The sequence below is a fragment of the Jannaschia pohangensis genome, assembly GCF_900113875.1.
Classification (GTDB): Bacteria; Pseudomonadota; Alphaproteobacteria; order Rhodobacterales; family Rhodobacteraceae; genus Jannaschia; species Jannaschia pohangensis.
The window spans coordinates 258,963-271,088 of sequence record NZ_FORA01000001.1; the positions used below are offsets into that span (position 1 = coordinate 258,963).

12 protein-coding genes and 1 tRNA gene are annotated in these 12,126 nt (G+C 65.5%); 9 read left to right on the forward strand and 4 right to left on the reverse strand.

Annotated features, from left to right (window positions below):
• Positions 1 to 24 precede the first annotated feature (24 nt).
• From rseP to BM002_RS01270, 9 genes are all read left to right on the forward strand, one after another.
• Positions 25 to 1,371, forward strand: a complete 1,347-nt coding sequence (gene rseP, locus BM002_RS01235) for an RIP metalloprotease RseP (RefSeq protein ID WP_092776504.1) — start codon at positions 25 to 27, stop codon at positions 1,369 to 1,371.
• A 138-nt stretch (positions 1,372 to 1,509) separates the two neighbouring features.
• Positions 1,510 to 1,635: a hypothetical protein gene (locus tag BM002_RS19595; RefSeq protein WP_281243783.1), complete on the forward strand. Its 126-nt coding sequence runs from the start codon at positions 1,510 to 1,512 to the stop codon at positions 1,633 to 1,635.
• A 113-nt stretch (positions 1,636 to 1,748) separates the two neighbouring features.
• Complete coding sequence (gene bamA, locus BM002_RS01240; protein WP_092778570.1) at positions 1,749 to 4,100, forward strand: outer membrane protein assembly factor BamA; 2,352 nt, start codon at positions 1,749 to 1,751, stop codon at positions 4,098 to 4,100.
• A complete protein-coding gene (locus tag BM002_RS01245) occupies positions 4,100 to 4,705 on the forward strand; it encodes an OmpH/Skp family outer membrane protein (RefSeq protein ID WP_092776507.1) in 606 nt (201 codons plus the stop codon). Before bamA ends, BM002_RS01245 begins: the two co-directional genes overlap by 1 nt.
• Before the next feature lie 80 nt (positions 4,706 to 4,785).
• A complete protein-coding gene (fabZ, locus tag BM002_RS01250; protein ID WP_092776510.1) occupies positions 4,786 to 5,250 on the forward strand; it encodes a 3-hydroxyacyl-ACP dehydratase FabZ in 465 nt (154 codons plus the stop codon).
• Positions 5,247 to 6,044: an acyl-ACP--UDP-N-acetylglucosamine O-acyltransferase gene (lpxA, locus tag BM002_RS01255; RefSeq protein WP_092776513.1), complete on the forward strand. Its 798-nt coding sequence runs from the start codon at positions 5,247 to 5,249 to the stop codon at positions 6,042 to 6,044. Before fabZ ends, lpxA begins: the two co-directional genes overlap by 4 nt.
• Positions 6,041 to 6,826 carry a UDP-2,3-diacylglucosamine diphosphatase LpxI domain-containing protein gene (gene lpxI, locus BM002_RS01260; RefSeq protein WP_245749086.1) on the forward strand — a complete coding sequence of 262 codons (786 nt, stop codon included), beginning with the start codon at positions 6,041 to 6,043 and terminating at the stop codon, positions 6,824 to 6,826. Before lpxA ends, lpxI begins: the two co-directional genes overlap by 4 nt.
• The gene (lpxB, locus tag BM002_RS01265) at positions 6,823 to 7,953 is read left to right on the forward strand and encodes a lipid-A-disaccharide synthase (RefSeq protein WP_092776516.1); all 1,131 of its coding nucleotides are present in this window, start codon (positions 6,823 to 6,825) and stop codon (positions 7,951 to 7,953) included. Before lpxI ends, lpxB begins: the two co-directional genes overlap by 4 nt.
• A 39-nt stretch (positions 7,954 to 7,992) precedes the next feature.
• Positions 7,993 to 8,069 (forward strand) — tRNA-Arg (locus BM002_RS01270).
• A gap of 12 nt (positions 8,070 to 8,081) precedes the next feature.
• On the opposite strand, the gene BM002_RS01275 is transcribed toward BM002_RS01270, so the two are convergent.
• The 4 genes from BM002_RS01275 to ugpE are packed head-to-tail and all read right to left on the reverse strand — an operon-like array spanning position 8,082 to position 12,101.
• Complete coding sequence (locus BM002_RS01275; protein ID WP_092776519.1) at positions 8,082 to 9,212, reverse strand: aminotransferase class I/II-fold pyridoxal phosphate-dependent enzyme; 1,131 nt, start codon at positions 9,210 to 9,212, stop codon at positions 8,082 to 8,084.
• Entirely contained in the window at positions 9,209 to 10,138 is a 930-nt protein-coding gene (locus BM002_RS01280; RefSeq protein ID WP_092776522.1) for a fatty acid desaturase, read from the reverse strand. Before BM002_RS01280 ends, BM002_RS01275 begins: the two co-directional genes overlap by 4 nt.
• A 49-nt stretch (positions 10,139 to 10,187) precedes the next feature.
• Positions 10,188 to 11,246, reverse strand: a complete 1,059-nt coding sequence (locus BM002_RS01285) for a sn-glycerol-3-phosphate import ATP-binding protein UgpC (protein WP_092776525.1) — start codon at positions 11,244 to 11,246, stop codon at positions 10,188 to 10,190.
• An 18-nt stretch (positions 11,247 to 11,264) separates the two neighbouring features.
• Positions 11,265 to 12,101, reverse strand: coding sequence for a sn-glycerol-3-phosphate ABC transporter permease UgpE (ugpE, locus tag BM002_RS01290; RefSeq protein WP_092778588.1), 837 nt, complete (start codon positions 12,099 to 12,101; stop codon positions 11,265 to 11,267).
• Positions 12,102 to 12,126: the final 25 nt, after the last annotated feature.

Consider the following 12,126-nt stretch of genomic DNA (forward strand, 5'->3'; position numbering starts at 1 on the left):
GCGCCCCGAGCAGGAAAGAAGACCATGGACGCAAGCCTCATTCCGCAGTTCGGGGGATTCCTCTGGACCGCCGTCGCCTTCATCGTCGCCCTGTCCATCATCGTGGCGATCCATGAATACGGCCACTACATCGTGGGGCGGTGGTGTGGGATCAAGGCGGATGTCTTCTCCATCGGGTTCGGACCGATCATTTTCTCCCGGATGGACAAGCATGGCACCCGCTGGCAGGTCGCGGCCCTGCCGCTTGGCGGCTACGTCAAGTTCCGGGGTGACGCGAACGCGGCTTCGGTCGGGGCCGATGGGTCGGTCCAGCAGATGACACCCGAGGAACGCGCACAGACCATGACGGGGGCCTCGCTCTGGCGTCGGTCGGCGACGGTTCTGGCGGGCCCGGTCTTCAACTTCATCCTGTCCATCCTGATCTTCGGAGGCTTCGCGCTCATGTCCGGGCGGACCGTGGACGAGCCTGTGATCGGGCCGCTGAAGCTCTTGCCTGAGGAGGTTGTCACGCTTCAACCCGGGGACAAGGTCCTGGCGGTCGCAGGCATCGAAGTCGAGACGCTGGCCGATCTTGCGACCACCGCCGAGGCGCTCGAGCCGAGCCCGACGCTGCCTTACGTCATCCTGCGCGACGGTCAGGAAATGTTGGTCGATGCCGCTTTCCCCATGCCCGCGCGGGCCGATGCGGTGATGCCGCGCTCGGCGGCATGGGATATCGGGATGCGCCCCGGCGATGTGATCACGGCCATCGACGGCCAGGAGATTCATTCGTTCAACGCGTTGCGCAACACCGTCGCCGCGGGCGAGGGCGCGCCTCTTGGCCTGACCGTCTGGCGCCCGACCGAAGGCGGCGGCGGCGAAGAGCTTGAGTTTACGCTGACCCCGCGCGGTCAGGATCTGCCCCTTGATGAAGGCGGGTTCGAGCGGCGTTGGTTGATCGGTGTGAACGGCGGGCTGTTCTTCGAGCCGGCCACCGAATCCGCCGGTCCCATTGGCGCGATCAGCTACGGGGTCACGCAGACCTACGAGGTCATCTCTTCCTCTCTCAGCGCGCTTGGCCATATCGCGGCGCAGAAAATCAGCGTCTGCAACCTGTCGGGCCCGGTCGGCATTGCCCAGACGGCCGGCGCAGTGGCCAGTCAGGGCACCGTCAGTTTCATCTGGTTCATCGCCGTGCTGTCGGCCGCCGTGGGCATGCTCAACCTGTTCCCGATCCCGGTTCTGGATGGCGGACACCTGGTCTTTCATGCCTACGAAGGTGTGCGCGGCAAGCCGCCGTCGGATACCGCCGTGCGCATCCTGATGACCGTCGGTATCGCGATGATGCTGGGTCTGATGGTCTTTGCCACCTGGAACGACTTCACCTGCTAGGCCGACTTCTGCCGGAATGGCGGGGGCGTCTTGGCACGCCCTTGCCCGACACCGTGAACGTACCGAAATTGCCCAAGCGGTGCCGCATTCCCGCCCCAATCCGTCGGCAAAAGCAGGCAACGTCATCGGAGGTGCATCATGCGTCACATGCAAAACGGATATCGCGGCCTGTCGGTTTTCATGGGCCTGAACATCGATCGACTGCTGTCGGCCTTTGCCATCGTGTTTGCGATGTTGCTTGCCGCCTGGATTCAGTCGCTCTGATCCAACATGATTTTTAAGGCACAGGCCCCCGCAAGGGGGCTTTGCTGCTTTGACATGCTCCTGCACCATCTGTAGTGGTCTTCGGCAAGAAGATCGCAAATGGGGCGGATGACATGGACGATCACGGCGGAGCCTCAAAAGGGGCCGGTCGGAGGGCTGCGGCCTATCTGGTAAATGGCTTTGGATTTCTGCGGCTGTCGCTGCTGACGCTTCTTGGGGCCGTCCTGATTGCCGGTGCGGCACAGGCGCAGACCTATCGCTTCTCCACGTTCGAGGTTCAGGGCAACACCCGGATCGAGACCTCCACGATTCTGGCCAACCTGGGTGTCACCCCGGGCGAGTCGATCACGGCAGGCCAGCTGAACGACGGCTTCCAGCGGCTTCAGGCGTCGGGCCTGTTCGAGACGGTGGAAATCGTGCCGCAAGGCGGCAAGCTTCTGATTATCGTGAACGAATATCCCACGATCAATCGCATCTCCATCGAAGGGAACGACCGGCTCAAGGACGAAGACCTGCTGACAGTCGTGACCAGCCAGCCGCGCCGGGTCTATTCCCCCGCCGTCGCCGAACGGGACGCCGCCAATATCGCCGCCGCCTATGCGCAGGCCGGGCGTCTGTCGGCGACCGTCCAGCCCAAGATCATCCGGCGCAGCGACAACCGCGTCGATCTGGTGTTCGAGATCGCAGAAGGCCGCGTGAGCGAGATCGAGCGTCTGAGCTTTGTCGGCAACCGCGCGTTTTCGGACCGTCGTCTTCGCCGCGTCCTCGAGACGACGCAGGCCGGCCTTTTCCGCGCGCTGATCGGGTCGGATACCTTCGTCGGCGACCGCATCGCGCTCGACACGCAGCTGCTCCGCGATTTCTATCTGTCGCGCGGTTATGCCGATGTGCAGGTCCTGTCGGCCACGCCCGAATTGTCGCCCAACCGTGACGCCTATTTCCTGACCTTCCGCATTCAAGAGGGGCAGCAGTTCACCTTCGGCGACGTGACCGCCGTCTCGAACCTGCCCGAGATTGACGTCGATCAGTATCAATCAGAGATCCAGGTCCGCCGCGGCAACGTGTTCAACCCGCAAAGCGTCGAGCGCACAATCCAGCGTCTTGAACTGCTGGCGACGCGTCAGGGCCTGACCTTCGTGCGCGTGACGCCGACCGTGCGCCGCAACGACGCCGACCTGACGCTGGACGTCGATTTCGTGATTGAAAAGGGCGAACGCCTCTTCGTCGAACGGATCGACATCGAAGGCAATGCCACGACGCTCGACCGGGTCATCCGTCGCGAATTCGAGACGGTGGAGGGCGACCCCTTCAACCCGCGCGAGATCCGTGCCGCCGCCGAACGCATCCGTGCCCTGGGCTATTTCAGCCAGGCCGAGGTTTCGGCACGCGAAGGATCGGCACCCGAGCAGGTGATCGTCGACGTCGACGTCGAGGAGCAGCCGACCGGATCGCTCGGCTTCGGGGCCAATTATTCCGCCGAAAGCGGCGTCGGGGTGTCGTTCAGCTTTGCCGAGACGAATTTCCTGGGCCGGGGTCAGGTCTTCAACTTCTCGGTCGACACCGGATCGGAAACCTCCAGCTCGTCCCTGACGTTCGTGGAGCCGTATTTCCTGAACCGCGACCTCGCGCTGTCGTTCTCGATCTTCTACAACGAGTCGTCGCAGGATACGCTGACCTTCGACACGCGCTCGGCCGGGTTCTCCACGGGGCTCAGCTTTCCGGCGGGCGAATACAGCCGCCTTGCGCTCAGCTATGGCTTCACCACGGACAAGTTGACCGAACGGCCCGGCACGACCTTGTCGCCGGTTCTGTTGCGGGACGAGGGCGAGGCGATCACATCCTTTGTCAGCTACACCTATACCTACAACACCATCGGCGGCGGTCTTGACCCGACGCGCGGCGTGCGGTTGCGGTTCGGCCAGCAGTTTGCGGGCATCGGCGGGGACGAGGAATTCGTGAAGTCGACCTTCCTTGCATCGGCGCAGCGCACGATCCGCAACGACGAAGTCACGCTGAATGCGACGTTCGAGGGTGGGGTCATCAACTCTCTGGGCGGCACCTTGTCCCGCCAGTCCAACCGCTTTTTCAACAACCAGTCCATCATTCGCGGTTTCGAATCCGGCGGCATCGGCCCGCGCGACCTGAACTTCTCCAACGGCTCGCTTGGCGGCAACTACTATGCCGCGGCGCGCTTCGAGGCGCAGTTCCCGCTTGGCTTCATCCCGGACGAATACGGGATTTCGGCGGCCACCTTCCTCGACATGGGGTCGGTCTGGGGGCTTGATGATGCGACAACGGTCGGAATTCCGATTGATGATGGGTTCTTCCTCAACTCGGCCGTCGGCGTCGGTCTGCTTTGGGACACGGCGATCGGACCGCTGCGGTTCAACTTCACCCGGGCCATCAACAAGCGCAGCTTCGACCGCGAGCAGACGTTCGACCTGACGATCCAGACACGCTTCTGATGCGACGCCTTGCGGGCCTGCTGCTGGCTGGCTGTGTCCTAGCCTTGCCCGTATCGGCGCAGCAGGCCGGGATGCCGCCTGTCGGTGTGCCGCAATCGGCTGTTGTCGTTCTCGACCGGGATCAGCTGTTCTCGACAAGCCTGTTCGGGCGCAGGGTCGCCCGCGACGTGGAGGCGGCGTCGACCGAACTGGCCACCGAAAACCGGCAGATCGAGGCCGATCTGGAAGCCGAGGAAGCGCGTCTGACCGAATTGCGCGCCACGATGGACCCTGCGGAATTTCGCCAGCTGGCCATCGACTTCGACGCGCGGGTGACCGACATCCGCCGTGCGCAGGACGCCAAGGGCCGGGCCATCACCGGACAGATCGAACGGGCGCAGCAGATCTTCTTCGAGCGGATCAACCCGATCCTGGTGGATCTGGCCCGCGAGGCGGGGGCGCTTGTGATCCTGGACCGCCGTTTCGTCGTCGCTTCGGCCGATCAGGTGAACATCACCGCCGTGGCACAGGCGCGGGTTGACTCCATCCTGGGCGAGGGGCCGCTGACCGATGCGCCCGCGCCACCCCCTCAAAGCCCGGCGGAAACGCCGCCTGCCGCCGACTAGGTCGGCAGCGGTGTTGCGGACGGCTTGCCCCGCACCCCCGCCGCGCGGTAAGCCCGGGGGACAGAAGACTGGGGGGACCGATGACGACCGAAGCCGATATCCACCTGATCCAGCGGATCATTCCGCATCGCTACCCGTTCCTGCTGATCGACAAGGTGCGCGATATCGTGGCGAACACCTCGGCTGTGGGCATCAAGAACGTGACCTTCAACGAGCCGCATTTTCAGGGGCATTTCCCCGGCACCCCCATCATGCCCGGCGTCACCATCGTCGAGGCGATGGCCCAGACCGCCGCCGTGATGGTCGGGGCGTCCAACGGCTTGGCCGACAAGGAATTCCTCGTCTATTTCATGGCCATTGACGGCTGCAAATTCCGCCGCAAGGTCATACCGGGCGACGTGCTCGAGTTGAAGATCGACGTGACGCGCGGCAAGCCGGGTGCCAAGGTCTGGCGCTTCCACGGGGTTGCCACGGTCGATGGCGAAGTGGCCGCCGAAGCGGATTTCACCGCCATGATGGACCTGCCCAAGGACGACGCGGCGTGAGCGTCGACCCTTCGGCGCAGATCCACCCCTTGGCGGTGATCGAGCCCGGCGCGACCATCGGCGCGCGGGCCAAGGTCGGCGCCTTCAGCCTGATCGGTCCCGAGGTTACCCTGGCCGAAGACGTCGAGATCCGCAGCCATGTGGTGCTGACCGGCTGGACGGACATCGGGGCGGGAACCATCGTATATCCGTTCTCGTCGATCGGCGAGGTGCCGCAGGATCTCAAGTTCGGGGGGGAGCGGACACGCCTGCGCATCGGCGCGCGCAATCGCATCCGCGAACACGTCACGATGAACACAGGCACCGCACAGGGCGGCGGCGAGACGGTGATCGGCGATGACGGTTTGTTCATGGCCGGATGCCACGTTGCCCATGATTGCCACATCGGAAACCGCGTCATCGTGGTGAACCAATCCGCCATCGCGGGCCACTGCATGATCGAGGATGACGTGATCGTCGGCGGCCTTTCGGGCATCCACCAATGGGTGCGGATCGGGCAGGGCGCCATCATCGGCGCGCTGTCGATGGTGACGAACGACGTGGTGCCCTACGGCCTCGTGCAGGGGCCACGCGCCGAACTGGACGGGTTGAACCTTGTCGGGCTGAAGCGGCGCGGCGTGGACCGGACCGATATTCAGGCGCTGCGCGTGGCTCTTCTGACCTTGAAACAGGGCGAGGGCACGTTCCTTGAACGGGCGCGCCGTCTGGGTGAGGAAACCGAGAGCGCCTATGTCCATCGCATGGTGGAGTTCATCACCGGCGCATCGGACCGCAGCTTTCTGGTGCCGAAGTGAGCAAGCTGGCGCTGGTGGCCGGGCAGGGCGGCTTGCCGCATCGCCTGGTCGCGGCGCTGCCGGACCAGATCGCCACCGTGGTCCACCTCGACGGCTTCGCGCCCGAGGGGGTCACCTCCACCGCTTTTCGCGTCGAACACCTGGGCAGCCTGATCGCCCGGCTGGTTGCGGAGGGGGTCAGCGATGTCTGTTTCGCCGGGGCCATCGCGCGCCCGGCCCTCGACCCCGCGGCCCTCGATGCGGCGACACTGCCATTGGTCCCCCGGATGATGCAGGCTTTGCAGGCGGCCGACGACGCGGCCCTGCGGACGGTCCTGTCGTTCTTCGAGGAGGCTGGCCTGCGCGTGGTGGGCGCGCATGAGTTGCTCCCCGACCTGCTCACCGTGCCGGAGGTGGGAACGCCCTCCGACCGGGCGCGCGCCGACATCGACCGGGCGGCGGCTGTTCACGCGGCCCTGGCCCCACTTGATGTCGGACAGGGTTGCGTCGTGGCCGCAGGGCAGGTTCTGGCGGTCGAGGCGATGCCGGGCACCGACTGGATGCTGGCCAGCCTGACCCATTTTCACGGGCCGAAAGGCGGCGTCCTCTTCAAGGCCGCCAAGGCCGGGCAGGACCGACGGGTCGACATGGCAACCATCGGTCCGGGCACCGTCACTGCCGCCGCCGCCGCAGGCCTGTCGGGCATCGCGGTGCGGCAGAGCGATGTTCTGGTGCTCGACCCCGAAGGGGTGAGCGATGCCCTGACCCGCACGGGCCTGTTCCTGACGGCCGTCGCGCCGTGACACGGCTGTACCTTATCGCCGGAGAGCCGTCGGGCGACAGGTTGGGGGCCGCGCTGATGGCGGGCCTGCACGACTTGGACCCGTCCATCGAGATCGCGGGCATCGGCGGTCCGGCCATGACCGCCAAGGGCCTGCACAGTCTTTTCCCGATGGAGGTTCTGTCGGTCATGGGGCTGACCGAAGTGCTGCCGCGCCTTCCCGACCTGTTCCGCCGCCGCGATCAGGCGGTCGAGGCGATTGCGGCCTTGGCGCCGGATGCGCTTGTCACCATCGACAGCCCTGATTTCTGCCTGCGGGTCGCGTCACGCGCCCGGGCGGCGCGGCCCGATTTGCGGACCATCCACTACGTCGCGCCCTCGGTCTGGGCCTGGCGCGAGGGGCGGGCGGCCAAGATGGCGCGCAGCATCGACCATGTTCTGGCGCTCCTGCCGTTCGAACCGGCCTATATGGAAGCGGCGGGCATGACCTGCGACTTCGTGGGCCACCCGGTCGTGGCCGAACCCCAGGCGAACGAGGCCGAGATCGCGGCATTCCGCGCCGAGGTAGGGGAGTGGATCGCGCTGGTCCTGCCGGGATCGCGGCGCGGCGAAGTCGCGCGCCTTGCCCCGATTTTCGGTGAGGCGCTGGAGCAATTGCCGCCGGGCACAAGGGTCGTCGTGCCGACGGTTCCCCATCTGGAGGCGACAGTGCGCGACCTGACACAGACCTGGCCGGGCAATCCGTTGATCGTGACGGATGCCGCGGCCAAGCGGGCGGCTTTCGGGGCGGCGACGGCGGCACTGGCCGCGTCGGGCACGGTTAGCCTGGAACTGGCGGCCAGCAGCACGCCCATGGTCATCGCCTATGACATGAGCTGGCTCAGCTGGCAGGTCATCAGCCGGATGATGAAAATCGACACGGTGACGCTGGTGAACCTGATCGCGGGGGAAATGGCCGTGCCGGAATACCTCGGCCCCGCCTGCCGCGCCGGACCCGTAGGCGCGGCCTTCGCGCGGTTGATGACCGTGCCATCGGAGCGCGAGCGGCAGTCAGCGGCCCTTTCGCTCACCATGGACCGCCTGGGACGCGGGGGCGAAGCCCCGGGCCTGCGCGCCGCCCGGTCGGTTCTGGCGCAGCTGCCAAAGTGACTTGCGGGGGGCCGCGATCACCGCTATCCCCGCGCCAAGGCACCCATAGCTCAGCTGGATAGAGCGCTGCCCTCCGAAGGCAGAGGTCTCAGGTTCGAATCCTGATGGGTGCGCCAATCTCCTTTCGATCAGGATTGTCGGGCGCGTTTGCGAGCCAGGAATGCGCTGACTTTCGGCAGGCCGGCGGCCAGGTCCGCGGGCGGGTTGCCGAAGCCGATGCGAAGCGTGCCTTCGACACCCATGACCGCGCCCGGCGTGAAAAGCACGCCCTCTTCGGCCAACAGATCGAGGCAGAAGGCCTCGGACGCCATGGGCAGGTCATAGCGCACCAAGGCGGTCGTCCCGGCGGCGGGGCGCACCCACGCGAGGCCAGGCTCCGCGTCGATCCAGGCGCCAAGGGTGGCAAGGTTCGCACGGGTGATCCGGCGCGACCGTTCAAGGATGCGGTCCGAAGCTTCGAGGGCCAGGGCGGCAAGATGTTCGTCGATCATTCCGACCGAGATGGTGGAATAGTCCCGGTGATGCGACACGGCGCGCAATACATCTTGCGGGCCGACGACCCATCCCAGTCGCAGGCCCGCAAGTGAGAAGGCCTTGGACATGCCCGCCGTCGCGATGCCCCGATGATAGATGTCGACGATCGAGGGGCCGATGCCGCCATCCTGTTCCGTGCCGCGATAGACCTCGTCCACCAGAACATGCGCGCCGACGCGGTCCGCAATCTCGGCGATCCGGGTCAACCCGTCGCGGTCGATCAAGGCACCCGTCGGGTTGTTCGGATTGGTCAGGGCGATGACCTTGGTGTCGGGGCGCAGGGCCTTGGCCAGACGATCAGGGTCGGGCAGCCAGCCGTCGCTTTCGTCCAAGGCAAGGCGCGTGACTTCCGCGCCCAGGCTTTCGGGGATGGACACGTGTTGCTGATAGGTCGGCACCAGGCTGACCACATGGTCGCCCGCCCCCACCATCGCCTGCCAGACGAGGGCGTTGGCCCCGGCGGTGCCGTGGCAGGTCATCACGTCCTCCCGCGTCCGGTTCGCATAGAGCGCCGCGATGGCGTCGCGCAGGCGGTCCGAACCCTCGATCGCGCCGTAAGTCAGTTTCAGCGGCAGAAGTTCGGCCAGATCGCCGTCGTTGCGCCCGGTGATCTGCAACAGCTCCGCCAGGGTCAGGCTGGTGACGCAGGTTTCGGCCAGGTTGTGAAGGCAATTGTTTTCATGGGCGTTCATCCACATCTCGACGCCGAAAGGTTCGATTTTCATGAGGTCTCCGGAAGGTGGACAAGGTCGCGCGCATAGTCGCGGTGGAATTGGGCATAACCAGGGGTGACATGGCGGAGATGCCCGCGCGTGAGGTCATGCAACGCGGGCAGATTGTGGAACGGGACCGTCGGAAAGCTGTGATGTTCTGCGTGGAACGGCATGTTCCAGGCCAGCATCCGGACCGCCCGGTTGGTCAGCGTCGTGCGGGAGTTTTCCAGCATGTTGGCGACATGCGGACAGCGCCCGTGTTCGGCCAACAGGTAGAGGCGGAGGACGGGCTGACCCAGAAGCAGGGGCACGATCCAGAAGGTGAGGAGGACCGGGGAGGCTGCAACGACGCTGCCGATCAGGAGGGCGAGGTAGAAGGCGAGCATCCCCCGTGCCTCGGTCGTGATGGCGGCGCGGCGCGCGTCCGGCACGAAACTGTCGGCGTTCCGGCCAAGGGCGTTGATCCCGAGGACGCGAAGTTGCCCGGCCCAGACCGGCAGACCCGTCAGGTGCCAGAGGTAGGCGGGCCAGCTGTCCGGCTTGGCGCTGGCCAATTCCGGGTCCTTGCCGGGGATCTGCGTGTGGCGGTGATGCGCCATGTGGAAGTGGTGAAACCAGGTCGCGGGCAGAAACAGCAGGATGCCGACCGCGCGACCAACGGTGCGGTTGAGCCAGAGGCTGCGAAACGGGGTGCGATGCGTTGTCTCGTGCAGAAGCGTGAAGAGGAAGACAAGCGCCATGCCAAGCCCGAATTGCCAGAGGGGGGTCAGCGGCAGGGTTGCAACGGCCACGGCGAAGGCCGCGATGACGGCCAGGTGCAGCGCGAGGTGGCGCAGGCCCGCCACATCGGAGGTTTGCGTCAACCGCGCCCGGGTCTCGACCGGGATGGCCGCGATCATGGCCCGGTGATCGGTGGGGGAATCTGCACGGTTGTCCATTCCCGGACCCTAGGGCGGCGGATCGGTCAGGACCAGATGGCGCAGGCTGTCAGGCCTCGGCTTCGATGCGTTGGCCGGTCTTCGGGTCGAAGAAAGGAAGGTTCGCCGGGTCGACGCCAAAGCGCAATGTCTCGCCCGCGACGGCGTGATGGACGCCCGCCAGGCTGACCGTGAAGGCATCGCTGCGCCCCGCCATGCGCCCGTGCAGCAGGGTGTTCGCGCCAAGCGGCTCGCCCATCTGGACGGTCATCGCCAGCGGGCCTTCGGCGTCGGGGATGACATGTTCGGGGCGGATGCCCACGGTGACCGGCCCCGACAGGCGGCTGTGCAGTGGCAGGGAGCTGTCGCCGATCGAAAGCGATCCGTCCGCCGCCACGCCGTCGAGGACGTTCATCGACGGGCTGCCGATGAACTGCGCGGCGAACAGGGTCTGGGGTCGCTCATAGACCTCCAGCGGCGTGCCGATTTGTTCGGCCCGGCCCGCGTTCATCACGATCATGCGGTCGGCCATGGTCATGGCCTCCACCTGGTCGTGTGTCACATAGAGCGCCGTGATCCCAAGGCGGTTCTGCAAGTCACGGATTTCCAGCCGCATCTGTACGCGCAGCTTGGCGTCGAGGTTCGAGAGCGGCTCGTCAAAGAGAAAGACCTTGGGTTGCCGCACGATGGCGCGCCCCATGGCGACGCGCTGCCGCTGGCCCCCCGACAGGTCGCGGGGGCGGCGGTCGAGATAGGGTTCGAGTTGCAGGAGCTTGGCTGCGTCGTCCACCTTGCGGTCGATTTCGGCCTTGGGCAGTTTGGCGATCTTGAGGCCGTATCCCATGTTCTGGCGCACCGACATGTGCGGGTAGAGGGCGTAGTTCTGGAACACCATGGCGATATCGCGGTCCATCGGCTCCAGCTCGTTCACGCGCTTGCCGCCGATGCTGACTTCGCCTTCCGACACGCTTTCAAGCCCCGCCACCATGCGCAGCAAGGTGGACTTGCCACAGCCCGAAGGCCCGACGATCACGATGAATTCGCCGTCGGCGATGGAGGTGCTGACGCCGTGGATCACTTCGGTCGAGCCGAACCGCTTCTTGACCGCCTTCAGGTCTACAGTTGCCATGCGTGGTCTACCTCTGGCCTATTTTTCGCTGTCCACGAGACCGCGGACAAAGAGCTTCTGCATTGAAATGACGACGATGACCGGCGGGATCATCGCAAGGATCGACGTCGCCATGATGACCGGCCAATCTGCGATGTCGTCGCCCGAAGGGAACATCTGCTTGATGCCCATGACGATGGTGTTCATCGACGGATCGGTGGTGATGAGCAGGGGCCAGAGATACTGGTTCCAGCCATAGATGAAGAGGATGACAAAGAGCGCGGCGATGTTGGTCCGGCTCATCGGGAAGAGGACGTCGATGAAGAACCGCATGGGCGAGGCGCCATCGACGCGCGCGGCCTCGGCCAACTCGTCCGGCACGGTCATGTAGAACTGGCGGAACAGGAAGGTCGCCGTCGCCGAGGCGATGAGCGGCAGGATCAGGCCACCATAGCTGTTGAGCATGCCGAAGCCCGCGATGACTTCGTAGGTCGGCACGATCCGCACTTCGACCGGCAGCATTAGGGTCAGGAAGATCAGCCAGAAGAAGACCATCTTTCCGGGAAACCGGAAGTAGACGATGGCAAAGGCCGACAGGAGCGAGATGACGATCTTTCCGACGGCGATGCCGATCGCCATGATCATGCTGTTCACCAGCATCGTCGCCACGGGCACGTTGACGCCCGACCCGAGCGCCTTGCCGTAGTTGACCAGAAACTGATCCCCGGGCCAGAGCGGCATGGGCGGGTTGGTGATTTCGGGCTGTGTCACGGTCGACGCCACGAAGGCGAGCCAGATGGGAAAGAACACGATCAGGACGCCGAACATCATGATCGCATGGCTGACCCAGAGGCCGGCGCCCCGCCGTTCGACCATGCCCGGCGGCGGATCCTTGACGGCT